General features: G+C 66.6%; 21 protein-coding genes and 1 pseudogene. 7 read left to right on the forward strand and 15 right to left on the reverse strand.

Annotated features, from left to right (window positions below):
• The first annotated feature begins 17 nt into the window (after positions 1 to 17).
• Positions 18 to 722 carry a DUF72 domain-containing protein gene (locus VT03_RS09155; RefSeq protein ID WP_075092701.1) on the forward strand — a complete coding sequence of 235 codons (705 nt, stop codon included), beginning with the start codon at positions 18 to 20 and terminating at the stop codon, positions 720 to 722.
• A gap of 139 nt (positions 723 to 861) precedes the next feature.
• Here the strand turns inward: VT03_RS09155 and glnT are convergent, their stop codons facing one another.
• The 3 genes from glnT to VT03_RS09170 are packed head-to-tail and all read right to left on the reverse strand — an operon-like array spanning position 862 to position 4279.
• Complete coding sequence (gene glnT / locus VT03_RS09160; protein ID WP_075092702.1) at positions 862 to 2172, reverse strand: type III glutamate--ammonia ligase; 1311 nt, start codon at positions 2170 to 2172, stop codon at positions 862 to 864.
• 27 nt (positions 2173 to 2199) lie between these two features.
• Entirely contained in the window at positions 2200 to 3210 is a 1011-nt protein-coding gene (locus VT03_RS09165; RefSeq protein WP_075092703.1) for an alpha/beta fold hydrolase, read from the reverse strand.
• Between the two features lie 34 nt (positions 3211 to 3244).
• Positions 3245 to 4279: a fatty acid desaturase gene (locus VT03_RS09170; RefSeq protein WP_231870632.1), complete on the reverse strand. Its 1035-nt coding sequence runs from the start codon at positions 4277 to 4279 to the stop codon at positions 3245 to 3247.
• Between the two features lie 751 nt (positions 4280 to 5030).
• Between VT03_RS09170 and VT03_RS09175 the strand changes: the two genes are divergently transcribed.
• A complete protein-coding gene (locus VT03_RS09175) occupies positions 5031 to 5357 on the forward strand; it encodes a hypothetical protein (RefSeq protein WP_197489268.1) in 327 nt (108 codons plus the stop codon).
• A gap of 138 nt (positions 5358 to 5495) precedes the next feature.
• Here VT03_RS09175 and VT03_RS09180 read toward each other — a convergent pair whose 3' ends face one another.
• From VT03_RS09180 to queF, 4 genes are all read right to left on the reverse strand, one after another.
• Complete coding sequence (locus VT03_RS09180; RefSeq protein WP_075092705.1) at positions 5496 to 6947, reverse strand: PQQ-binding-like beta-propeller repeat protein; 1452 nt, start codon at positions 6945 to 6947, stop codon at positions 5496 to 5498.
• 131 nt (positions 6948 to 7078) lie between these two features.
• Positions 7079 to 8965: an FG-GAP repeat domain-containing protein gene (locus VT03_RS09185; protein ID WP_075092706.1), complete on the reverse strand. Its 1887-nt coding sequence runs from the start codon at positions 8963 to 8965 to the stop codon at positions 7079 to 7081.
• Entirely contained in the window at positions 8962 to 10230 is a 1269-nt protein-coding gene (locus tag VT03_RS09190; RefSeq protein WP_082846067.1) for a tetratricopeptide repeat protein, read from the reverse strand. Before VT03_RS09190 ends, VT03_RS09185 begins: the two co-directional genes overlap by 4 nt.
• 107 nt (positions 10231 to 10337) lie before the next feature.
• A complete protein-coding gene (gene queF, locus VT03_RS09195; RefSeq protein WP_075092708.1) occupies positions 10338 to 10694 on the reverse strand; it encodes a preQ(1) synthase in 357 nt (118 codons plus the stop codon).
• 605 nt (positions 10695 to 11299) lie between these two features.
• Here queF and VT03_RS09200 point away from each other — a divergent pair.
• Together VT03_RS09200 and VT03_RS09205 are read left to right on the forward strand one after the other, a co-directional pair.
• Positions 11300 to 11734, forward strand: a complete 435-nt coding sequence (locus VT03_RS09200) for a hypothetical protein (protein ID WP_156514371.1) — start codon at positions 11300 to 11302, stop codon at positions 11732 to 11734.
• A gap of 109 nt (positions 11735 to 11843) precedes the next feature.
• Positions 11844 to 12671 (forward strand): ExeA family protein, encoded by an 828-nt coding sequence (locus tag VT03_RS09205; RefSeq protein WP_075092710.1) that lies wholly within the window; start codon positions 11844 to 11846, stop codon positions 12669 to 12671.
• A 93-nt stretch (positions 12672 to 12764) separates the two neighbouring features.
• On the opposite strand, the gene VT03_RS34585 is transcribed toward VT03_RS09205, so the two are convergent.
• Positions 12765 to 13124, reverse strand: a complete 360-nt coding sequence (locus VT03_RS34585) for a hypothetical protein (RefSeq protein ID WP_231870733.1) — start codon at positions 13122 to 13124, stop codon at positions 12765 to 12767.
• Positions 13125 to 13176: 52 nt separating this feature from the next.
• Positions 13177 to 13332, reverse strand: a pseudogene (locus tag VT03_RS34590) (RNA recognition motif domain-containing protein); the annotation flags it as partial.
• 511 nt (positions 13333 to 13843) lie between these two features.
• Between VT03_RS34590 and VT03_RS09215 the strand changes: the two are divergent.
• Positions 13844 to 15406: a hypothetical protein gene (locus VT03_RS09215; protein ID WP_075092712.1), complete on the forward strand. Its 1563-nt coding sequence runs from the start codon at positions 13844 to 13846 to the stop codon at positions 15404 to 15406.
• Between the two features lie 329 nt (positions 15407 to 15735).
• On the opposite strand, the gene metF is transcribed toward VT03_RS09215, so the two are convergent.
• The 6 genes from metF to VT03_RS09245 form a co-directional block, all read right to left on the reverse strand.
• Positions 15736 to 16632, reverse strand: a complete 897-nt coding sequence (metF, locus tag VT03_RS09220; RefSeq protein ID WP_075092713.1) for a methylenetetrahydrofolate reductase [NAD(P)H] — start codon at positions 16630 to 16632, stop codon at positions 15736 to 15738.
• A 267-nt stretch (positions 16633 to 16899) separates the two neighbouring features.
• A complete protein-coding gene (locus tag VT03_RS09225) occupies positions 16900 to 18117 on the reverse strand; it encodes a DUF1501 domain-containing protein (protein WP_075092714.1) in 1218 nt (405 codons plus the stop codon).
• Positions 18118 to 18443: 326 nt separating this feature from the next.
• The gene (locus VT03_RS09230) at positions 18444 to 18782 is read right to left on the reverse strand and encodes a translation initiation factor (RefSeq protein ID WP_075092715.1); all 339 of its coding nucleotides are present in this window, start codon (positions 18780 to 18782) and stop codon (positions 18444 to 18446) included.
• A gap of 48 nt (positions 18783 to 18830) precedes the next feature.
• Positions 18831 to 19400 (reverse strand): DinB family protein, encoded by a 570-nt coding sequence (locus tag VT03_RS09235; RefSeq protein WP_075092716.1) that lies wholly within the window; start codon positions 19398 to 19400, stop codon positions 18831 to 18833.
• A gap of 429 nt (positions 19401 to 19829) precedes the next feature.
• The gene (locus VT03_RS09240) at positions 19830 to 20951 is read right to left on the reverse strand and encodes an MraY family glycosyltransferase (RefSeq protein WP_075092717.1); all 1122 of its coding nucleotides are present in this window, start codon (positions 20949 to 20951) and stop codon (positions 19830 to 19832) included.
• 141 nt (positions 20952 to 21092) lie between these two features.
• A complete protein-coding gene (locus VT03_RS09245) occupies positions 21093 to 21866 on the reverse strand; it encodes a metallophosphoesterase (RefSeq protein WP_075092718.1) in 774 nt (257 codons plus the stop codon).
• 299 nt (positions 21867 to 22165) lie between these two features.
• Between VT03_RS09245 and VT03_RS09250 the strand changes: the two genes are divergently transcribed.
• Together VT03_RS09250 and VT03_RS09255 are read left to right on the forward strand one after the other, a co-directional pair.
• Positions 22166 to 23545: a DUF1501 domain-containing protein gene (locus VT03_RS09250; RefSeq protein ID WP_082846068.1), complete on the forward strand. Its 1380-nt coding sequence runs from the start codon at positions 22166 to 22168 to the stop codon at positions 23543 to 23545.
• A gap of 537 nt (positions 23546 to 24082) precedes the next feature.
• Complete coding sequence (locus tag VT03_RS09255; RefSeq protein ID WP_197489269.1) at positions 24083 to 24538, forward strand: DMT family transporter; 456 nt, start codon at positions 24083 to 24085, stop codon at positions 24536 to 24538.
• Positions 24539 to 24544 lie beyond the last annotated feature (6 nt).

Here is a 24544-nt window from a genome sequence, read left to right on the forward strand (position 1 = left end):
CGTCAGTGGAACAGGCGATGCACTTCTTCGTCGGCACGAGCGGCTACGCGTATAAGGAATGGAAGGGCTCGTTCTATCCCCCCAAGATGCCGCCGGCCCAGATGCTGGGCTTCTACGCGGAGCGGTTCGGGACGGTGGAGATCAACAACACCTTCTACCGGATGCCGGAACCGAGCGTCGTCGAGTCGTGGAAGACGCAGGTCCCGGCCTCGTTCCGGTTCGTCCTGAAAGCCCCGCAGGCGATCACGCATCGCAAGCGGCTGAAGGGGGCGGAAGACGACACCGAGATGTTCCTGGAGGCGGCGGCCGTCCTCGGAAAGCAGCGCGGCCCGCTGCTGTTCCAGTTGCCTCCCAACATGAAGAAGGATCTCGAGCGGCTCGACAGCTTTCTCGATCTCGTCGGGAAGCGGGCGCCGCTCGCCTTTGAGTTCCGGCACGAGAGCTGGTTCGAAGACGATGTCCTGGCCCTCCTCCGGAAACACGCGTGCACGCTGTGCGTCGCCGACACCGACGAGCTTCCGGCCCCCGAAATCGTCGCCACCGCGGACTGGGGCTACCTCCGTCTCCGCCGCGCGGAGTACACCCGCGAGGACCTGGAAACGTGGCTCGAACGAATCCGCAAGCAGAAGTGGAAAGACGCCTACGTCTTCTTCAAGCACGAGGACACGGGAACCGCCCCCCAGTTCGCGACCACCTTCCTCGAATGCCTCGCGGCCAGCTGACTTGGCAATTCGGAAGAAGAGTTAAACACCAAGACACCAAGAAGGCACCAAGGTCACAAAGGGACATAGCCCTATCCTATTCTTGGTGTCCTTGGTGCGACCTTTGTGCCTTGGTGTTTAACTCTTCGTACGGCCAGCCTCAGCAATCCAGCGTCCGCTCTCGCTCCCAGGCGGAGATGTGGCGGCTGTAGTCCTGCCATTCGGCCCGCTTCAGCTTGAGGTAGGACTGGACGAAGGAGGTTCCGAGACGCTCCCGCAGGATCGCGCTCCCTTCGAGCGCCCGCAGGGCGTCGAGGAGGTTGTCCGGGAGCTGCCGGAGCGATTCGGTCCGCGGCTGCTGGTAGACATCGAAGTCCATCGGCGGGCCGGGATGGCGGCGATGCTCGATGCCGTCGAGCCCCGCTTCCAGGATCGCGGCAGCGGCCAGGTACGGATTCGCCGCGCCGTCGACGAGCCGCAGCTCCATCCGGCCGGCATCGGGAATGCGGATCATGTGCGTCCGGTTGTTCCCGGCGTAGCTGATCGTGTTGGGGGACCAGGTCGATCCGGAGGCGGTGATCGGGGCGCGGGTCCGCCGGTAGGAGTTGACCGTCGGATTGATCAGGGCCGCGAGCGGCTCGGCCGAGTGCAGAACCCCGCCGATGAAGTGGTACGCCAGCTCCGAGATCCCCAGCGGATCGGCGGCATCGCCGAAGAGGTTCTTGCCGCCACCTCCGGACGGGCCGCGGTCCCACAGCGAGAGGTGCATATGGCAGCCGTTTCCGGTCAACCCGGCGAACGGCTTGGGCATGAAGGTCGCCCGCAGCCCGTGCTTCTCGGCCAGCGACTTCACAAGGTACTTGAAGAACGTCTGCCGGTCCGCGGTCTGGAGGGCGGTCGAGTACTTCCAGTTGATCTCGAACTGGCCGTTCGCATCCTCGTGGTCGTTCTGGTACGGCTCCCAGCCAAGGTCGAGGATGGCGTCGCAGATCTCGGCGATCAGGTCATAGCGGCGGACGAGGGCGAGCTGGTCGTAGCAGGGTTTTGGCTGCGAGTCCTGCGGGTCGCCGATCTGCTCGCCGTCGGGGGTCAGGAGGAAGAACTCGCACTCGACGCCGGTCTTGAGTTCGTAGCCAAGGTCCGCGGCCCGCGCGAGCGATCGCTTCAGGACGTTGCGAGGGGCCTGTTCGAGCGGCCGGCCGTTCATCCACAGGTCGGAGGCGACCCAGCCCACCTCCTTCTTCCACGGCAGCGGGATGAGGCTGTCGGGATCGGGGATGGCGAAGACGTCGGGATCAGCCGGCGTCAGGTCGAGCCACGAGGCGAAGCCGGCGAAGGCCGCTCCCGCCTCGCCGATCTCGCGGATTGCCGCCGTCGGGACGAGCTTGGCCCGCGGCGTTCCCATGAGGTCGGAGTAGGAGACGAGGAAGTAGCGGAGGCCGAGGTCGCTCGCCTTTTGCGTGAGAGTCATCGATTCGAGTCCATCGGCCGAGCCGCCTTAGCGCGACAGCAGTTCGGCAATCGCCGCCTTGATGAAGTCCTGATCCGCCGGGTTCTTGGAGGGGTTTCCCGCGCGGTGTCCCCAGATCGACGGGATCGGCCGGAACTCGGCGCGGGGGATCCGCTCCGCGTCCGCTCGGGCGTCGTCCGGAGTGAAATAGAGGTCGTGCGTCCCCGGCATGATGAGCGTCTTCGCCCGGATGGCGCCGAGCGCCCGGTCGAGGTCGCCGCCGAAGAGGGCGTTGTCGCTGACATCGGACCGCTTCCAGGTCTCGATCATCGACAGGAGGTTCGCCGCGTCCCGGCGGAGGAAGCTCGCCTCCCAGTCGCGGATGAGGAAGTCTTCGAGCGAGCCGTAGCCATACTCCTCGTAGGCCCGCTTCCGGTAGAACGCCTGAGACAGCGCCCACCCGGCATAGACCCGGGCGAACGCCCGCAGTCCCCGCTCGGGCCGGGCCGTAAACCGCTCGCCATTCCACGCCGGATCGCAGGTCAGGGCGGCCCGGAGACCCTCCAGGAAGACCAGATTGTGGACCGACGTCCTCGCTGATGTGCAGAGGGCCGCGATCCGCTCGACCCGTTCCGGATGGAGCGCTCCCCAGTGGAGCGTCTGCTGTCCCCCCATCGACCAGCCGTACGCCAGAGCGAGCCGCTCGATGCCGAGCTCTTCCGTGACGAGGCGGAACTGCGCGGCGACGTTGTCGACGTGCGTAAAGACCGGACTGCGCGGCCCGCCGAACGGCTCCGGCAGGTTGCTCGGCGACGAGGAGAGGCCGTTCCCGAACATATTCGGAATGACGACGAAGTACCGCGAGGAATCGAGGATCTTCCCCGGCCCGACGAGCCAGTCGACATCGGGGTGCTGGGCCGCGTAGGACGTGGGATAGAGGATCGCGTTCGACCGGTCGCGGTTCAGCTCCCCGTAGGTCGCGTAGACGAGCGTTGCTTCCGGGAGCGTCCATCCGGACTGCAGGCGGAAGTTCGGCAGCGTCAGCGTGTGGACGGGCATGAGGCGAGAGGTGTTAGGTCTTAGGTGCCAGGTATTAGGGCGTCTGTGAGGAGGCAGGCGCTGGTGGCTGGGGAGTCAGCGTGTCGAGGATCGTCCGGTTGGCTGCGACGTAGCTCGGGGCGACGTGGGTGAGTCTTTCCTTGAGCTCCCGGTGAGCGCGGGGGAGCTGATAAAACGGGATCGACGGGTAGAGGTGGTGTTCGGTGTGGTAGGGCATGTTCCACATCAGGAGCCGGATGAAGCCGTTCGTCAGCGTCGTGCGGGTGTTCGTCAGACCGTTCTCGTCGTCGCTGCAGCCGGTGTGCTCGGCGATCAGGATCGCCCGTAGCAACGGCTGGGCCAGCATCGCCGGGAGGAAGAAGTAGAGCAGGGCAAAGTCGTAGCCGAGCGCGATCGAGACGATTCCGGCAACATAGATTGAGAGCTGCAGCGCGGCCGAGAGAGCGACGCGTGATCGGGAGTCGGCGGGCAGGAACGGGTACCGTCCGATCTGTCCCGTGGCGAGGCGGAAGAAGAGGAGCGGGCGATAGAACCAGAAGCCGAGGCCGCTGAGCTCTGATAGGTATTCCCACCGGTTCCGCGGCTTGGGGGTCATGAGCTCCGGGTCGCGGTCGGGGTCCTGCGTGTAGCGGTGATGCCAGGTGTGGTAGTAGCGGTAGTAGGTGAAGTTGTAGAAGCTCAGGAGTCCGGCCAGCCAGCCGAAGACTTCGTTGAGCCACCGCGAGGCGAAGGCGGTCCGGTGGACGCACTCGTGCATCGGGGCGAACATCGTCACGAGGGTGAAGCCGTGGAGGACCATGGCGGGGACGGTGAGCCACCAGTTCGGCCGGGTCCACCAGACGAGCAGTCCCGTGAGGGCCATCACTGCCAGATGGGCTCCGAACCGTGCCAGTCCGTGGAGATCGGAGCGGAGGCTGAGGGAGCGGACGATGGCGATGTCGAGCGCGTTCCGGCCCAGGAGTCCGGCGGTCCCCATATCCCGGGCGTCCCCATCGGCGGCGACGGTGGCATCCATAGCGGCTCCGGCGAGCTTCCCGGTGAGAGCGGGGAGCAGCCAACGAAAACCCATGCTGACGATCGGCCGGAGCGTGAGCGACGATTCGTCGGTACCGAGAGTACGGCGCCCGTCGGGGGACTTCAACCGATCTGGTGCGGAGCGAGCTGAGGGGGGCATTCGCCGATTGGGGGGCGCCCAATTCTGGTCCACTGGGTCCAGGGGCACCCTGGTGGGGGATGCAAGGGGGCGAAGCCCTCTTGCCCGCCGGAGGCCTGGCCGTCGAGAGATGTCTGAAGGAGCACGTGTCCAAGTGCGGACGGCGTGCCGTATGTCCCCTCACCAACCCGCGGGAATCGCAAAGCCAGCTGTGTGATGTGAGGGAGTCCTCAACGCTGGTTCCATAAAGCGGACATCCGTTGTGTACCACGGTTCCTCACGGAAGCGCCTCCGGCGGCAAGGGGTTGCCCCCTTGACCCCGACTGCCGTCGCACGTTGGGCTTGAGCCAGCGTCGCTGTGCCGGCAGGGACGCGGTTCGAGCCAGCGGGACAAGCCATCCCGTCCCTCGTTGACCGACCACCATCCAGCGAATGCAGCCAGCGGAAGGGGCGGGGAGGGCCCGACGTTACGTTTCCGAGAGTCCGTGGCCGAGAGGGCCGCCGGAACGCGCGTTCACTTCACAGAGGATTCCGCTGGACGAATGATAACGTCAGCGGCGATGCGAACGGGACTCACGGGGTCACGTCGACCTGACCGAAGTCTTCCCGCGGGCCGTGTGGGGACGCCAACATGACGGGCGGGGGCAAGCGACTGGCGGGAGTTCTGGTGGCAGCTGTGGTGATGGTGGGACTCTGGGCAACGACCGCCCAGGCGCAGTTCTACGTTGGCGTCGGCTCCGGGTACGGCGGGTACTACGGCGCCCGCTACGGTGGATACGGTTACCGGCCGTACGGCTACAACGGCGGATACGGCTACGGGTACCCCTACAGCATCGGATACCGCAGCTACGGCTATCCCTATGGGGCCGGCTACACGCGGTACGGCGGAGGCTACGGCGGCTACTACGGCCGCAGCAACTACTACGGCGGCGGGGGCTTCTGGGCTCCGTCCTACAGCACCGGGTACTACGGCAACGGCGGCGGATGCTGGTGAGCGAGTCATTCCGCCTCTGCGCTCAGGACGCCCTTGCGGGACCGATCCGCAGCCAGGCCGGGTGAGAGGAAGTAGCGACGAAGTGCTCGGGACTCCCCTCGTTAAGGGGCGTCCCGCGGCGCTTCGCGTCATTGAGGATCAGTTTCGCGAGGCCTGGTCCCGGAAGGCATAGAGGTGCCCGGCGGTCCGGACGTAGAGCGTGTTGTCCGCGATGACCGGCGTCGCGGCGACGCGCTCCTCCAGCGGAGGATTCTGGGCGACCTGCTCAGGCTTGCCGTCCGTCGGCCGGATCACCGTGAAGCCACCTTCGTCCAGCGTCGCCATGTAGACGAGGCCGTTCGCCGCGACCGGCGAGGAGTAGTACCGTCCTCCGCGGACCGCCCGACCCTGGTAGCGGACGTCCCCCGACTTCGTGTCGTAGATCGTCACGAGGCCGCCGTCTTTCACCAGGATGTACTGGTCCTTGTAGACGATCGCCGAGGGGACATACGGCAAACCCTTGCTCGCCTTCCAGACGACATGCGAGGTCGTCACGTCCCCTTTGCCGCCGGGCTTCAGGGCGAAAGCGCTGTTCTTCGAAGCGGACATGAACTTGATGACGGTGTCCCACTCGTCTCGAGTCAGGATTTGGTCCTTGTTCGCGTCGTTGGAATCGAAGAAGCCCTTGATCGAGGTCTTCTCCGACTCCTCGCGGGAGAGCTGCCCGTCCTGGTTGGCGTCCCCTTCCTTCAGGAACGTGTCGAACGACGGCATCTGGAACTCCTTGTCCTCCGCGTCCCCCGGCGACCACCCGGCGAAGTACAGCATGCCGCCAGAAATGACAGGCGTGGTGCAGCAGGCCGAAGGCATACCGGCGACGGACCAGACCTCTTCTCCGGTCTTGAGGTCATAGCCGATCATCCGCCCGAAGCCCGCCGCCACGATCTGTTTCCCCTGCGGCGTGTCCCACAGCACCGGGGTCGTAAAGGCGGAAGGGGACTGCCGGGGGCGTTCCCACAGGACGTTGCCCGACTCCAGCGAGATCGCGTAGATCCGGGCGTCCTTCGTTTCGTCGCGGACCAGGATGACAACGCCGTCGGCCAGGATCGGGGAGGTGCCGGTGCCGAAGTCGCCCGGCGTGGCGGCCAGCGGGGTGGCGAAGTGCCAGAGCTGCTTCCCGGCGAGGTCGTAGCAGAAGAGTCCGCACGATCCGAAGTAGCTGACGATCCGCTTCCCGTCGGTCACGGGGGTCGAGGCGGCAGGGCTCCCCTCCGTCTTGTGATACGGCTCGATCTCTTTGGCCGGAGCTTCGGTCCGCCAGACTTCCTGACCGTCTGCGCGGCGGTAAGCGACCGTGTAGAGCTTTCCTTCGTCGAAGGCGGTCATGACGAGGAGGTCTCCGACCAGGATCGGAGAGGAGTAGCCGCTGGGGGCGGCGACTTTCCACAGGACGTTCTTTTCCGGCCCGAACTCGACCGGAGGCTTCTGCGTCTCGGCCACGCCGGTGCCGGCCGGACCCCGGAACTGCGGCCAGTCCAGCGCGGGATCCCCCGCGACCGCCCCACCAACACCCAGCCCCAACACCAGCGTCCCAGTGATCGCGCCTCTCATGACGACTCTCCACACGAACATGAACGGGGAATGAAGGCGATTTTACTGACATGGTACATAATGTCCATGTCAACTTTTTGCGAGCTATTGTTCGAGTCTTCCGAAAGGGGGACCGCGATGGCGGCCGAGAATCAGCGCAGTTCGAGTTTTGGCCGCAGGGCAGAAGCGGGTGAGGCAGCGGGGGGAGCCGGTTCGCCGGTCCCCTCCCGGAGAGCGTGGAGCCGGTCTGTCGCGAGATTTGTCCATCGCTCACTGCGGCCGGGGCCCCAGCGGACCACGACTTCGTCGATCGATTCCGCGCCGGCCCGTGAGGTCGTCAGGAGGAGCAGGTCGTTGTGCGTCGCCTGAAAGCTTCCGCCCGCCGGGACCGGCATGGCGAGGCGGGGGCCGCCGGAGGTCCACTCGACCCGCCGTCCGAGCGGCTGCCGGGCGGTGCCGGTTCCGATCAGCTTCACGCGGGCGGACCGTCCGACGCGCTCGGTGTCGTTCCTCAGCAGGGCCGGGGCATCGAAGAGCAGTCCCATCACGACATCGGGGTCGCCATCGTTGTCGAGGTCGCCGACGGCCAGTGAGCGGGCCAGCCACGACTTCTTGAAGAACTCTCCCGCCGCGGACGAAGCATCGTCGAAGCGGGTCCCGTCCCGGTTCCTCAGGACCTGTGAGGGCATCCGGTAGGCGTAGTTGAGCGGCAGGTGGGTCAGGTCCCAGATGTGCCCGTTGGCGATCAGGAGGTCGGGCCGCGTGTCGAGGTCCAGATCGGAGAAGGCGATCCCGAACTTGAGGAACGGGCGGGAGACGATGTCGAGCCCCGTCCGGGAATTCACGGCGAGGAAGCCGCCGCCCGCTCTGTCTCCCGCCGGACCGAGGTTCTGGAACAGGTCATTCGGCTGGTGGAGAAAGTTCGTCACGGCGATGTCGAAGCCCTGTCCGTCTTCGCCGTCGAAGTCGCCGATCGCGACCCCCATGCTGGAACCGGCGGTGCCGTCGTGGCTCAGCGCCACCCCCTGCACGACCGCCTCGTCGACGAACGTCCCGTCCCCCTGATTGACGAACAGGAAGTTCGGCGTGGTGTCGTTGGCGACATAGACATCCAGCCGGTCGTCTCCGTTCAGGTCCGCGATCCCGACCGCCAGCCCCTTGCCGGACTCCTCGACGGCGACGCCGGCGGACGGCCCGATGTCTTCGAACGTCCCGTCTCCGCGATTCCGATAGAGGCGGTCGGGCTGGCCCGGCAGCATCGTCGGCGGGCAGGAGATCCGGACCGGCGGTTCGTAGGGGAGGGAGCAGGGGGGGCTGCCGGGCGACCAGTCGACGTAGTTGACGGCGTACAGGTCGAGGAGGCCGTCGTCGTCGAGGTCGGCGAAGGCGGGGCTCGTTCCCCAGCGGTCGTTCGTCACCCCCGCCGTCGCCGTCGCGTCCTCAAATGTCCCGTCGCCGCAATTGAGCAGGAGCTGGCTCGCGCCGTAGCGGGCGATGTAGAGGTCCGGGAAGCCGTCGCCGTTGAGATCCCCGGCCGCGACCCCCTGGCCAAAGCCGTACCCCTCGACACCGCTGACGGAGGTCGCGTCGCGGTACCGCATCGCTCCCAGGCCGCGGTAGAGCCGCTGGGTGTGGGGGAACGCCGCCGGCTGCCGCGTGGTGGAACCGTTCGAAAAGAAGAGGTCCGCGACGCCGTCCTGATCGAAGTCCAGGATCCCGATCCCGCCGCCGTTCTGCTCCGTCATTTCGCAGTCGGCCGAAGGGCCGCCGTAGTAGCGGAAGTCGACGCCGGACTCGTCCGTGACATGGGTGAACCGGATGGGCGACGGGTGAGGAAGCGTGGAGGCCGCCGTCGCCGGGAGCACGATCGGTTCCTCCGCTTCGGTCTCGGCGGGAGGAGCATCCGGGGCGCTGGCCGCGGACTCGACCTTCCGGGGATCGCTGGCGGAGGGGCCGCATCCGACCGGGAGCGAGAACAGAAGCGAGAGTGACAGGAACAGACGGAGCCAGCGATGCGGCGGAGCAGAGGAGCGGCTCACGGCTGGCCCCCGCCGGAGGAGGCGAGCCGGCGGCGGATTTCGAGCCAGCCGCGGGCCTGCAATGGCCTTCCCAGTTCGCCGCAGAGGTCCGAGAAGGTCTGGCAGTCTTCGGGCGTCGGATTCCGATGCGTCCCGGCGTCGACCATCTCCCACAGCCGACGTTCCTGGGACTCCAGCCGTTCGGCCCGCCGTGCCGCGGCCGCCGCCTCTTCGGGCCGCCGGAGCAACCGCAGCAGGCCGGATCGGCGGACCAGCAGTTCCTTGCGGACCGGCCCGAGGGCGATGGCGCGGTCGAGGCTCGGGAGCGCCTGGTCGTACCGCGCACGGCGCTCGTCGATGTCGCTCTTGAGCAGCCAGTACGACTCCCGCAGCGCGGGAGGGACGACCGTTCCCTTGTCACCTTCGGTCTGCAGGGTTTGCAGGAGTGTCTCGGCGGCGTCGATCTGTCCCCGCTCCAGGAGGAAGGCCGAGACGGTCAGCGTGGCGTAGGCGGCGTCGTCCCCTTTGCGGGAGGCGGCCAGGAGGTGCTTCTCAGCCTTCCCGATCTCCCCCAGTTGCCAGTAGCAGACTCCGAGGGCCAGGCCGACGCTCTGCTGTCCAGGAAGCTGCCCGTTGACCGCCTGGAGCGTCTTGAGTCCCTCCTGCGGAATCTGACGCCGGTGCTCGGTTTCGAGGAGGTCGATCAGGGCCTGGAGGTCTCCCGCCTCCAGTTTCCGTTCGAGGACCGCCAGCGCTTCCGATGACCGCAGCAGGTTGAAGTCCAGCCAGCGGAGCTCCTCGAGGGCGGCCAGGTCTTTGGGGGACTCTTTGAGGAACCGGCGAAGAGCGCGAAGGGCGGTGTCCCAGTCCGCGGCGGCCAGGGATGCCTTGGCGTAGGCCAGTCCGATCCGTCCCCAGGCGGGGGACTGGGGCGGCAGGCGGGACCAGAGCTGGCGGGCCCGCTCGGGGGCCTGCTGCTGGAGGCTGGCCATTCCTCCCAGCTCGAGGGCGTCGGCCGACTGGGTGGGGGAGTCGAGCAGCGGGCCGAGGCAGGTGAGGGCGTCGTCCGGGCGGCCCTTCTCCAGGAGGGCCCGGGCGTCTTCGACGATCTGCCGGGCCTCCTGCGGTGATGGAGTCCGGTCGCGGAAATAGAAAACGAGGCCGCCGACGAGCCCCAGCAGCACGGTCACGGCAATCGCCTGAGCTCGCCTACGGATTGCCGGAGACATGAACGCCGTCTGGTGCCACAGCCACGAAGTCCCGCCGCGGCGCCGAGCGGGCTTCACCGCGAGTGATCGAGAGACGAAGCATATCAAGGAGCGCGCTAAGCTGTCAGCCGTGGGCGATCAGGCCGAGGCGGAACATCGCGGGACGGGCTCCGTCCTCTCGGGGGTCAGCTTCGCGTGTACGGGTACTCCACCGTGACCGACGTGCGGATTCCTCCGCGGGGGGTGAAGTCGGCGACGATCTTCATCCGTCGCGGCTGCACGACTTCGACGAGGTCGGTGAGGATGGAGTTCGTGACGTTCTCGTAGAAGGCCCCGTGGTTGCGGTACTGCTGGAGGTACATCTTGAGCGACTTGAGCTCGAAACAGTGCCGGTTGGCGACGTAGGAGATGGTCAGTGTGCCGAAGTCGGGCTGACCGGTCATGGGGCAGACGGAGGTGAATTCGGGGCAGACGGTGTCGATGACGTAGTCCCGATCGGGGAACGGGTTGTCGAAGACTTCGAGGGCGTCGCGAAAGGCCATTTTGTCGGAGTTCCTGGGCGGGAGTGGGGGAACGGATGATAGGCCGCGGGGCGGGAAGGTCGAGACTGCGGGGAGGGCGGGGGGTACGGGCAAGTGGGCTTCGATGCGTCAGGCCGGCGCTTTATTCACCGGGTCCAGGGGCACCCTGGTCAGGGGATGCAAGGGGGAGAATCCCCCTTGCCCGCCGGAGGCTTTGGCCGTCGAGAGATCTCTGAAGGAACACGTGTCCAAGCGCGGACGACGTGCCGTATGCCCCCTCACCAACCCGTGGGGATTCCAGGGCGAGCAGTGAATCCTCAACGCCGGTTCCACAAAACGGGCGTCCGTTGCGTACTACAGTTCCTCATAGAAGCGCCTCCGGCGGCAAGGGGGCCTGTGTGGTTTCTTTGGCCCCTTGACCCCGGCTGCCATGGCACGTTGGGGCTGAGCAAACAAAGCCGCGCCGGCAAGCTCGGAAAAATCGAAGCGACCCGATTCTTCGGCAAAAACCTCACGATCCGCACAACTTCCAGTCGATATCGACCTCACGGGACGGACAGGTCGTCCCGCCGGGGGCGATGAGCAGTCACGTTTCCGCCACAAGAATCGTCTCTCCGGGGGGGAGCATGGCGATTCCCAAATGGGAGCATTGTCTCCAGACGATCCGCAGGGATTCGATCCGCATGATGGCCGCCGGCCTGGCCATCGGGATCAGCGGCCTGCTGGTCTATGGACTCACGTCCGATCCACCGATCACGGTCCAGAAGAGCGACACAACAAACTCCTCCGGACAGGCCATGCGGCAGATCGTCTGCGAACTCGACGCAGACCTCGACCGCGAAGCCCGCCGGAACCCGAAACCGCTCGCCGGAGCGCCGCGGCTGATACCGCGACCGACTCCGGAGATCGTTCCGGCCGTGGCCTTCACCGACACCGCGGAAACCGGAGTCGACCAGTCCATCCAGCGGGTCGCCGCCACGGCCGAGGCCGACCGCGATCCCGCCCCGCGACGGGCGACGTCCCCGGTGCGGTTGACCGGAACCATCGAAGAGATCGACTGACCGAAGACATCGAACGACGGCGGCGACCGGAGTCGGATCCGCGCGGGACGACTCCGGACCGGGACCTCACGAACGTCGCCGAAGCCCCCTCCGGACAGGCAGTGGAAGCATGTATCAACGCTATTGGCATCTGGCCCGCTCGCCGTTCGAGAACTCGCTCGATCCGGGAGACTTCGTCCCGACGTCGACCCATCAGGGCGCGCTGCTGAAGCTCCAGTACGCCGTCGAGCACCACAAGGGGCTCGCCGTCCTGACCAGCGGACACGGGATGGGGAAGACGTTCCTGACCCACGTCCTGGAAAAGGAGCTCGGAGCGGGCTTCGGGCCGATGGTCCGGATCCTCTTTCCCCAGATGTCCCCGGCCGAGATGCTCGGCTACACCGCGATCCGGATCGGCTGCTCGGACCCGGCCCTGGCGTCGCGGCAGTGCGGCGTCGACCAGATCCTGCGACTCATGGAGGGCCGGCTGCGGCAGTTCGCCGACGAGGGGGCCCGGCCGGTGATCGTGATCGACGACGCCCACCTGCTCCAGCCGGAACACCTTCAGACGCTGCAGCTGTTCCTCAACCTGCAGCAGCACTGCGGCGACGTCTGCACCGTGATTCTGGCGGGACGTCCCGACCTCCTGGCCCGCCTCCAGAGGATGGCCGGCCTCGACCAGCGGGTCAGCGTCCGGATGGCGCTTCATCCGCTCACCGAAGAGGATGTCGCCCGGTACGTCCAGGAACGGCTCGAACGAGCCGGCGACGGCGGAGGAGCGATCTTCGACGAGGAGGCGATCCACACCCTGTGGGAACTGTCCCAGGGGAATCCCCGGCGCCTGAACCAGATCTCCGACCTGGCGCTCCTGGTCGGCTTTGCCGACAACCTCTCGAGCGTCACGCCGATCGAGCTCGAAGCGGCGGCCCTGGAACTGACCGGCGTCTCGAACGACTGAGCCTCTTGTCCGTCCGCGAAACCTGCGGCGACGCGATTCGTCAAAAACAGAAGGCCCGGCAGCCATGAGCTGCCGGGCCTTCGTCGTTTTCGATTACATGTTCGGAGCGAGTCCGCGGGAGATCTTAGTACCGACCGCCGCGGCCACCGCCGCCCCCACGATCGTATCCACCACCCCCGCCTCCTCCGCCGCCACGGCCGCCGCGTCCACCGCCGCCGCCACCGTAACCGCCTCCTCCACCACCATATCCACCGCCGCCGCCACCACCGTAGCCTCCTCCTCCGCCACCGCCGTAGCCGCCGCCCCCACCACCGCCGCCGTATCCACCACGGCCGCCGCCTCCACCACCACCGTAACCGCCGCCTCCGCCGCCGCCACGGTATCCACCGCCGCCGCCGCCCGCACCGCGGGGACGTTCTTCACGCGGCCGGGCTTCGTTGACCACCAGGGCACGGCCTTCGAAGTCCGCTCCGTTCATGGCCTCGATGGCGCCGTCGGCCCCTTCTTCCATTTCGATGAAGGCGAATCCGCGCGACTGACCCGTTTCCCGGTCCTTGACCAGATCGACTGCCACCACCGTGCCGTGCTGCTCAAATGCTGCCCTCAGATCGTCCGGCGTGGTACGGAAAGGCAGATTTCCCACGTAAAGCTTCTTACTCATCGTCTTCCTGCGCGGATGCGCCGCTCCAAAAAATGCTTCTCGATGTGGCAAGCCCCCTGGGCTCGCGATGACACATCAAGCTAGGCCCGGATCGACTGGCCGACTTCTCCCGAGGGGACACGTCTGAAAGCGAGACTCGACTGCGTTGCGATTGCGAAGGGCTCGAAGTCTTGGGCGACCAGGAACACGATTTCCAAGGAGATGAACCAAAACCAACAGGCTGGGGCAAAGGCAACCCTGCCGAGTGAACTCGGCCTCTATGGGTGCGGGGACTATACACGCGAGTCTCAATTGCGGGAAGATCAAGGGAGAGGGCTTTGTCCGCCCGACGCCTCGCCGGACGGTCTCGCACGCGTCGGAATTTCGCCGTTCAGATGTTGCCGGAGTCGGCGCCCGGATTTGTCCTGAGGCCCGGAGTTCTGGTCGCCGGCCGGCGCATTTTGCTTCGAACCGCGGTTCGCGGCCGGTAGGCTGGAGTCCACGTCTTTCCAGTCCTTGCGGGAGAGTGGCTATGCGGCACGGACAATCGCGTCGGGCGTTTCTGTCGAACGTGGGGCGGGGGATGGTGGTGGCGAGCGTCGGCACGTCCGTCGCGCACGAGATGGGGCTCGTCTCCCGCGGCTGGGCCGACGAGATGACGGACCGGCCGCTGCAGTTCGGCGACCGGGAGCCGCTGGTGCGGTTCATGCAGGAGACTCCCGCCGCCGCGCTGATCCCGGCTCTCGGCCAGAAGCTCAAGGATGGAGTCGGGCTGCAGGACCTGCTGACGGCGGCCGCGCTGGCGAATGCCCGGGCCTTCGGTGGCGAAGACTACATCGGGTTCCACACCCTGATGGCGCTCGGTCCGGCGTGGCACATGTCGCGGGAGCTGCCGGCGGCGCTCCAGCCGCTTCCCGTGTTCAAGGTCCTCTATCGCAACTGCGACCGGATCGCGAAGACCGGTGGGCTCGGCAAGGAGACGCTCCGCAGCATCGAGCCTCAGTCGCAGTCTCTGGAGAGTACCTCGCTCCGCGACGCCAGTCGGAAGCTGAACAAGAGCGAGGCGGAGCGGATCCTGGCGACGCTGGCCCAGGCCGGTCCGGCCAACGCCTTCAACGCTCTGCTGATGGAGGTGGAGGACGAGACCGAAGTCCACCGCGTCGCGCTGCCGTACCGCGCGTGGGACCTGATGGGGATCATCGGTCAGGATCATGCCCTCACGTTCCTGCGGCAGAGCCTGCGGTACTGCGTCGACGCCGAGGCGCGGCCGCACTCGACGGCGACGCGCGACGCGCTGGCTCATGTGATGAGCGAGTTCCATCTCGACACCCGTCAGCCCGGCGACCGAATCCCGGACGACCAGTGGGTTGAAGAGACCGCGCGGCTGCTGCTCAGCAGTCAGCCGGCCGACGCGGCGGCCGCGGTGGGGGCAGCCCTGGCGGACGGAATCAGTCCTGACGCCGTGACCGAAGCGGCGGCGGTGGCGGCCAACCAGATCCTGCTTCGCGATCCGGGACGGCCGCAGAAGTACGCCAGCGACAACAAGCCGGCCGGGAGCGTTCACGGCGACTCGATCGGCCTGCACTGCTGCGATGCGGTGAACGCCTGGCGGAACATCGCCCGTGTGGCGGATGACCGGAACCGGTTTGCCGCGGCGGTTCTTTCGGCGTATCAGGTCGCTCGCGACCGGATCGTGCCGGGGACGGAAGGGGAGCGGTTCATCGACCGCGAGGCATTGCCGCATGCGGCCGATCGGGAGCAGGTGAAGGAGAGCGAGCGGGGTCCCCTCCTGGCGGCGGCGGAAGAGGCGATCCGCGGTCGCGATCAGCGAAGGACCGTGGCGGTTCTCGAGAAGCTGCTGAGCCGGGGAGAGGCGGAGCAGGAGATTGTCGGGTTGCTGCGGCGGTTTGCGATCAGCGAGGACGGGGCGCTGCATGCCGAGAAGTACTACCGGACCGTGACTGAAGAGCGGGCGACGATCCGTCCGCGGTTCCGGGCGAATCAGTTGCTCGCGCTAGGCCGCGTGACGGCGAGTGCGTTCGGGTATCCGGCGCCGGGATACGACGAGACGCGGGAACTGCTCCGCGTGTCGTAAGGGCCGTCCTTGCCGGCACGACGTGATAGCTCAGACCCAACGTGCTACGGCCGCTGGGGTCAAGGGGGTCTCACCCCCTTGCCGCCGGAGGCGCTTTCCCGCTGAACCGTGGGACACAACGGACGTCCGCTTTGTGGGACCGGCGTTGAGGATCACCGCTCGCCCTGAAGACGCCGCGGATTGGTGAGGGGGCATACGGCACAGTGTCCGAGTTTGGACACGTTCTCCTCCAGACATCTCTCGACGGCCAGGCCTCCGGCGGGCAAAGGGGCGTTGCCCCTCTGCACTCCCCACCAGGGTGCCCCTGGACCCGGTGAAAAGCTGCGGCATCAGGCCAGTTGGAACTCCGCTGCTTCCGGCTGGAAACCCAACGACTCCAGAATCCGCTCACACGCCTGCGACTTGTTCAGCACATAGAAGTGAATCCCAGGAACCCCTTCCGCCCGCAGCTCCTGGCACTGCTGAATCGCATGCTCGACACCAATCTCAAACTGAGCCTCGGCATCCGTCTGCACCGCCTCCAGCCGCGATGCCAGCGAACCCGGAAACTCCGAGCCGCACAGCGACGTGATCCGCTTCATCCTCGCAAACTCGGTGATCGGCATGATCCCCGGCACGACTGGGACCGTCAGCCCCGCCGCCGCGCAACGGTCGCGGAACCGCAGGAAGTGCTCATTGACGTAGAAGAGCTGCGTGAACACCGCATCCGCGCCGGCATCGACCTTCGCCTTGAGATACCGCAGATCACTGTCGGCATCGGGGGACTCCGGATGCCGCTCCGGATACCCCGCCACGCCAATCCCCGTATCGGGAAACGTCGAACGGATCAGGGTGACCAGCTCGTTGGCATTGCGAAGGCCCCCTTCGACCGCCTGGAACGACGTCTGTCCCTGCGGCGGATCCCCGCGGAGGGCCATGATGTTCTGAATCCCGTTCTCCCGGGCGTAGGTCAGCCAGTCGACAAGCTCCTGCCGCGTCGAGCCGACGCACGTGAAGTGAGCCGTCGCCGTCAGCCGCATCTGCTCCTGGATGTTCCGGCAGATCTCGACCGTCCGCTTGCTCGTCGTCCCCCCCGCCCCGTACGTGCAGGAGACGAACCCGGGCCGATACGCGCGGAGCCGATCGAGCGCCTTGTACAGCAACTCGTCCCCCTGCTCGGTCTTGGGGGGGAAGATCTCGATCGACAGTCCGAACTTCGATCCTTCGTAGATCCGGGGCATCAGCATGGGAGGACTCAACTTCCGCGAATTCGTTCAGTCGGCCACGGGCATCGGAAACCGGCCCAGGCCGCGGTACAGCCGGACCCGCGATACCGGGGCGGCTGGTCCCGGGATTGTAGCGAAACGGCCGTGATCGACACGGAAAACCGCCACTTCCTCGCCCGGTGACCACCTACACACACTGGATGGCCCCGGAAGCGATGGCAAGCGCCCGCCGGAGAATTTCCGGTGAACCGGCCGGCTCGGTGCCGGCCGATCGGACCGCACGCAGCGTCACGCGAACCCCAGCTCCGAGATCGGGGCGGTACAGCAAACCTTCTGCTCGGTCTCGCCGCTGCGGACAACCGCATCGGGCGGAATCCGCAGGGCCGAGGCCATCGTGGCGGCCAGTTCGCTGAGCGACACGGGACGGTCGGTCACGTATTCGCCGTGCCGGTCGGTCGCCCCGATCACCTGTCCTCCCTCGGTGCCCGCCCCCATGACGAGGCCGGACCAGGCGTGCGTCCAGTGATCGCGTCCGGAGTGGGAATTGATCCGCGGGGTCCGCCCGAACTCCCCGGTGCAGACGACAAGCGTCTCCCCGAAGAGTCCCGAGGACTGCAGGTCGTCCATCAGGCCGCCCAGGGCCCGGTCGAGCTGGGGGCCGAGCGTGTCGCGGTAGTCGTAAACGGTCGCCGGAGCCGACGGATCGCCGTGGGCATCGAACGTCTTCTGGCCGTGGAACTGGTCGCACAGGTTGACGGTGACGAACCGCACTCCCCGTTCGACGAGCTGGCACGCCTGCCACAGCCGCTGCCCGAAGACCGACGTCCCGTACATCTCGCGGGTCCGCGAGGACTGCTGCTCATAGGGCTCGAGGACCGTCGTCGGCGCGTCGGCCGATTCGACTTCGCCGAGGGCGACCATCCGGCCGCGGGAGTCGACGACCAGAGGCGAAAACTCTTCGCCGAGCGACGACTGCCGGTCGCCGCGGTACGCCACGACGCCGGTGTTGGCGAGCGGGCCGGGGAGGATGACGTGAGCCGGAGCCCCCTTCCGGGGTCCCAGGACGCGGGCGACCATCGAGCCCAGGCTGGGGGGCTTCTGGCTGCCGGAAACGAGGCGGCCGGTCTGGAGGAGCTGCAGGCCGGTCTCGTGGATCGGGGCAGCGGAGTGATTCAGAGAACGAATGACGGTGAGGTGCCGCGCCCGTTCGGCGAGCTGCGGGAACGCTTCGCTGAACTGGACGCCGGGAATGCTCGTCGAGATCGGCCGGACGGGGCCGCGGATCTCGCGCGGGGCGTCGGGTTTGGGATCGAAGGTGTCGAGCTGGCTCGGTCCCCCGGCCATCACGGCAAGGATCACGCTCCGCGGTCCGCTTCGCTTCTGGGCTCCCGCCATGGCTGTGCGCTCCGCCATCGTGAGGCTCATGACACTGAGGCCACCGGCTGCCAGGAAGTCGCGTCGCGAGACGGGCCAGAGCGGACGGAACGACAGAGGAGAGGGAGCCATAGACGCAACTCGACGAGGCGGAGCCCCACGGGAGGAAAGACCCCACGCGCCTCCGGCGGCCAGGCCCGCAAGAGAGGAAGACCCAACTTCCCCGCTCAGGACCGCGCAGACCCAGTTCTGCGCCGGCCGTATGGAATGATTGTCATTTCGTCATCGGGAGCCCGCAACTCAGAATCGACTGAAGGCGGCAATCGGCGGAAAATCCGTTCTGTCAAGAAAACCGCGTGGAATCGACAAAATGCGGTGGTTTTCGCCTGGGCGATCGACCTTCGACGGGGGCCCCGTTTCCCTGTCGCGAGCCGCGACTCGGCGACGGGGAAAAACCTCTATCTCACGCGATAACCGAGCTTTCCGAGAAACTCCCGGACCTTGGTGTTCTGGTCCCCCTGGATCTCCAGGATCTCGTCCTGGAGCGATCCCCCCGCGCCGCAGTGGTTCTTGAGACGCGTCAGGAGGTCGGGAAGATCGGAATCCGCGGCGGCCAGTCCCCGGACGACCGTCACAACCCGGCCCGCCTTCCGCTTCTCGAGGGCGACGCGGGCGGTCTGCTTTCCAGGCGGGACGCGGACCGGTTCCACGGGAGGGCAGGTGCACTCCGCTTCCGGGCGGTCGCAGCGGTCGCAGTGCGGCGGTCGGTCGAACGGCGTTCCGGCGAAGAGGTGCATGCGCTCAGGGGATCAGATCACGGGCGGTTCTGCAACCGGGCGGTCGGCTCAGTCGACGTCGCTCATGTGAGCCCGGTTCTCGGCTCGGGACAGGGAAATCAGCATCAGGTCGGGGAGGGGGGAAACGCCGGAGGTCCGGATCATGTTGACCGTTTGGGCCCCCGTGTAGTGGGCGTGCGTGCAGACGTGGAGGAGGATGTCCGACCGGGGAGTCCCCCACCGCTTTCCCAGGCCGGAGCTTGTACTGACGCGGTAGACGAGTTCGCCGAGTGCCGCTTCGGCCAGATCTGCGAGGTAGGTGGTCCAGCGCTCATCGAGCTGTGTCCACGCGGTGTCGAGGTCTGCGAAGCCGGCGAATCCGCCCGTACCGCGCTGCGATCCCGGCAGCTCGCCCGGGAGGTCTCCGGGGGTGAGCGCTCGTTCGTTCCCCTGACAGGCCTCCAGCCACACGAACTCCGCTGCGTACATGTGTGTGAGCGACTTCCAGATCGATCCCTGTCCGATCATGAAGGACTGCCGCAACTGGTCCTCGTTGAGTGTCCCGGCCGCGGCCCGCAGCTGGCGGTTGGCGTGGATCCGGTGCTGATGCAGGCGGCAAAGGACGTCGAGGGCGTTCATAAGCGGGGCTCGGGGGCATGACGGGGGAGAACAAGCCGACGGACAGTTTGCGGAGCGTGCGGGTTCGCAGGCGACGATGGTCGTACCCGCCGGCAGAGCTTCCATAGCTCAAACCCAACGTGCTACGGCCGCTGGGGTCAAGGGGGCCTCGCCCCCTTGCCGCCGGAGGCGCTTCCATGAGGAACCTTGGGACACAACGGGCGCCCCTTTGTGGAACCGGCGTTGAGGACTCGCCGCTCGCTCTGCAGTCCCTGCGGGTTGGTGAGAGGGCATCCGGCACGGTATCCGCGTTTGGACACGTACTCCTTCAGACATCTCTCGACGGCCAAGCCTCCGGCGGGCAAAGGGCCAAGAAAACAACACAGGCCCCCTTGCATCCCCCACCAGGGTGCCCCTGGACCCGGTTGGTCAATGCCGCGCGCAGACGCGTCACTCGCCGTTCTTTGACTGCTGGATCGTCCGCCGACCAGTGCTCTCCAGAATCGCAATCAGCAGCATGATGCAGACCACGAGCGCCAACACGATCGCCGCCCCCGTCCAGTCCGACACGCGGTAAAGCAGCAGAGCCCCGAGACCCGACATCAGCGTCACCAGATGCACCGTCAGGACCGCATTCTTCCGCGTCAGACCGAGCTCGACCAGACGATGCGAAAAGTGACTCTTGTCCGGCTGGAACGGACTCCGCCCCTGCGACAACCGGATCCACATCACGGAAGCAAAGTCATACAACGGCACCGCCAGGACACAGATCGGTGCCAGGATCACATGCGTCCCCGCGGAGCTCGAATCATAGAACGTGCCGCGGATCGTCATCGTCGCCAGCATCATCCCCAGGAACGTGCTGCCGGCATCCCCCATGAAGATCTTGGCGGGAGGCCAGTTGTGAACCAGGAACCCGGCAATCGAGCCCGCCAGCACAAGCAGGCTGCCGCCGACCAGCCACCGCGGCTCGCTCGTGGCGGTCAGCATGACGAGGGCGAAAATCGACGACGCGATCAGCCCGATCCCCGACGACAGGGCATCCATGTTGTCGAGGAAGTTGATCGAGTTGATCAGCAGCACGATCCAGAAAATGGTGAACAGTGTCCCGACCCAGGGGAGCGAAACGAAGAGCGTCGCATGGACGCCGCTCGACACGACGATTGCCGCCACAAGGAACTGCACGACGAGCCGCGGCGGCCACGGCAGTCCGACGCCGTCATCCAGAAGCCCCATCGCAACCAGGATCGCCCCCGCCGCCACGATCCGCCACATCTGCCCCGCCTGTTCCAGAACGCCGGGAAGGTAGGCGGCGAATTCCGTCGGCAGCCACGTCGGGAGTGTCGGCTGCCGGGAGAGAATGAAGACGCTTAGATGGGCCAGGCCGATCGTCGCCACAAAGCCGAAGAAGATTCCGAGCCCCCCGCCGAGCGGCGTCGGCGTCACGTGGACTTTGCGGGCCGCCGGCTGGTCGATCAGTCCCCACCGCGGGGCAAGACGGCGCATCGCGGCTGTGCCGAGACACGAGAGGACGAACGACGGGACCACGCAGACCAGCAGGAACCAGATCATGGAGACCGACGGAAGAAGACGGGAACCGGGGAGCGGAGTTTAAGACCTCGCTGAGCCCGCCGATACGCCGCCGGTGACGGAAGACTGTCCCTGCGTCCGGACCCTCCGAACAACTGCCGCCCCAGCGGTCCGGGATCCGCGCTAGCCGACGGAGACGAGAGTCACCGCGGGATCGGCGCCTGGAGTCTCGACGTCGAATTCGAGGACGTGAAACCGGGCCTTGCCGATCGGGGCGCCGCCGTTGAAGAACGTGACTCCGCCATGCTCAAAGCCCAGTACGATCCGGTGCGTGTGGCCGAAACAGACCCGTCGGATCCCCTGCTCGGGCCCCTGGGCGATGTCCCGGAGGTAGTGCAGAATCCGCCGGGCGACCGTCTTTCGCGGGTAGACCGCCGTCGGAATGATCCGGTGCAGATGCGACCGCACCACGAGGTCGTACGCGCCGTGGTGCATCTTGCTTCGGGATTCGTGGCAGAACCCGTTCCGCCGCGCTTCCAGCAGGCACTGGGTGGTCGAGTGCCGGTCGGCGACGTCTCCGTGGAGGAAGATCGTGTCCCCCATCCGGAGAAAAAAGTGCTCCCAGGCAAAGTTCGGGAGCCGGCAGGCGAGGGCGGGGAGCCGCTGGATCAGGGCCGGATGAGAGTCGTGGTTGCCGAGCAGGAAATGAAAACGGCACTCGGGCGTCGCCTGGGCGAGCTCGAAGAGCCACGATTCCGCCGCGGCGATCGAAGCGTCGAGCGAGTGCAGCGTCGACCACTTGAAGTCGAAGATGTCCCCCCCGAGGACAAAGTGCTGCGACTTCCTCGCGACGGCGTGGAGGCTGTCGAGATGCCGGGGGGCGCTCGATCGCCGTGAGAGGAGGTGAAGATCGGAGACAAAGCTGACGCGCTGACGGTCGTTCGTGGCCGTGCTCATCTCGGTGCAGTCTCCTGGGGTCGCCCCAATGCTAACGTCCGCTGGACGCCGATCCAGTACGAGTTCTCGCGACAGAATCGCCGATCGGGCCTCGAACTCTTGAGCAAGAGACGTTCCGGACGCCTCATCGGAACGTTGCCGACGGGCGGTGTCGACTCCACCGGGATTCCGATTGTGCCTGCCGATTTGCCTCGGATTTGCCGCGATGGATACGATGAAGGGCCGAAGTCCCCGCGTCACGCCGATTTGAGGACCGCGTGAACCCAGTCTCTCTCTGCCATTCGGTCTCCCGCCGCGACATGCTGGTCCAGGCGGGCGCCGGGTTCGGCGGCATCGTCCTGGCGGACCTGCTCCACGCGGCCCAGGCGGTCCCCCAGATGACCCCTGGCCGGTCCCTCTATCGCCCGACGGCGAAGAGTGTGATCTTCCTCTTCATGGAAGGGGGGCCGAGCCAGATGGACACGTTCGACCCCAAGCCGAAGCTCAACGAACTGGCCGGGCAGCCGCTTCCGCCCGGCTACAAGCGGGTCATCACCGCGATGGGGGAGATCAACTCGCCGCTTCTCGCCTCGAAGCGGAAGTGGAAGCAGCACGGCGAAAGCGGGATCTGGGTCTCGGACTGGCTGCCTCACACCGCCCAGTGCGTCGACGATCTGGCGGTCATCCGCTCCTGCTGGACCAACGGAATCAACCACTCCGGCGGCGTCTGCCAGATGAACACGGGGACGCCGATCGCCGGCCGGCCCAGCCTGGGGGCCTGGGTCAGCTACGGGTTGGGGACGGAGAACGCGAACCTCCCCGCCTTCGTGGTCATGACCGATTCGACGACGTCGACGATCAACGGTCCGCGGAACTGGAGCGCCGGCTTCATGCCGGCGGGGTACCAGGGGGTCCAGCTCGAGTCGCAGGCAGATCCGATCCGAAACCTGGCTAACCCCAAGGGGATCTCGGTCGAGCAGCAGCGGGACAAACTGGCGCTCCTGACCTCGATGAACTCGGACTTCGCTCGCAAGCACCCCCAGCAGACGGAGCTGGATGCCCGGATCCGCAGTTACGAGCTGGCTTTCCGGATGCAGGCCCACGCTCCCGAGGCGGTGAACTTGGCGGAGGAGACGCCGGCGACGCAGGAGGCGTACGGCCTCAACCGGAAACAGACTGCCGCGTTTGGCAGGAACTGTCTGCTCGCCCGGCGGCTGGTCGAGCGCGGCGTGCGGTTCGTCCAGCTGTATCACGGGGCGGGGAGCAAGTGGGACGCCCACAGCGCGATCGAGAAGAACCACACCGACCGCTTCGCCGAGAGCGATCAACCGGTCGCCGCGCTGCTCAAGGACCTGAAGCAGCGGGGGCTTCTCGATGAGACCCTCGTCATCTGGGGGGGGGAGTTCGGCCGGACGCCGATGAGTGAGAAGGGGGACGGCCGCGACCACAACCCGACCGGGTTCACGATGTGGATGGCCGGTGGCGGGGTGCAGGGTGGTCAGGTGATCGGCGCGACGGACGATCTGGGCTTCCATGCTGTCGAGGACCGGCTGCATGTCCATGATCTGCACGCGACGGTGCTGCACCTGTTGGGCGTGGACAACATGGCGCTGACGTACATCCACAAGGGACGTCCGGAGCGGCCTACGCAGAACGAAGGGGGCCCTTACCGGAAGATCACTGGCCGCGCGTTGGGCTGAGGTCGGATGTCGTGGTCGGTCGGCTGATCCGGTATTTCGAACCACGTCCTTGCCGGCGCGGCTTGATAGCTCAAACCCAACGTGCGACGGCAGCCGGGGTCAAGGGGGCAACCCCTTGCCGCCGGAGGCACTTTCATGAGGAACCGTGGTAAGCAACGGACGTCCCCTTTGTGGTACCAGCGTTGAGGACTCACCGCTCGCTCTGGAATCCTCGCGGGTTGGTGAGGGGACATACGACACGGTGTCCGCGCTTGGACACACACTCCGTCCGACAATGTCGGACGAGACGGCCTCCGGCGGGCAATGGGGATTCTCCCCTCTGCACTCCCTGACCAGGGTGCCCCTGGACCCGATCAGGACCAAATGATCCTCAGTTGCGCCGCTCTACCTTACGCCTTCAGCCTGAACCCCTTCCGCCTCCCTCACAGGCCCCCTTGCATCCCCCACCAGGGGTGCCCCCTGGACCCCGACTGGCGGTTCGCGCCGGTGCTGTCGCTATGCTACGGCCGCGACTCGAATCCGTTGCCGGAGCCCATATTGAAATCGCTGCTTACCCTCATTGCGTTCACTGCCGGCGCCGCGACCTCCGCCCAAGCGGCCATCAACGCCCAGCTTGGCCGACGGTTCCTCCACCCCATGCAGGCCGCCCTGGCCTCCTTCACGATCGGCACCCTCGCGTGCCTCGTCATCTGCCTGACAATGCGTCTGGCATGGCCCAGCCTCGCCCGCCTGGCCTCCGTCCCCTGGTGGCTCTGGCTCGGCGGCTTGCTCGGAACGTGCTACGTGCTGACGAGCATCATCGTCACGCAGCGGATCGGCGTCGCGGCCATGCTCGCCCTCGTCATCGCCGGGCAGATGGCGATGTCCGTCCTGATCGATCACTACGGATGGTTCCAGGTCACACCCCGCGCCCTGACCCTTCTCAGAACGATCGGGGCCGTGATGGTCATCGGCGGCGTCGCCCTGATGATGCTGAAGACGCGGATCGACTGACCGCGC

It is taken from the genome of Planctomyces sp. SH-PL14 (assembly GCF_001610835.1).
GTDB lineage: Bacteria > Planctomycetota > Planctomycetia > Planctomycetales > Planctomycetaceae > Planctomyces_A.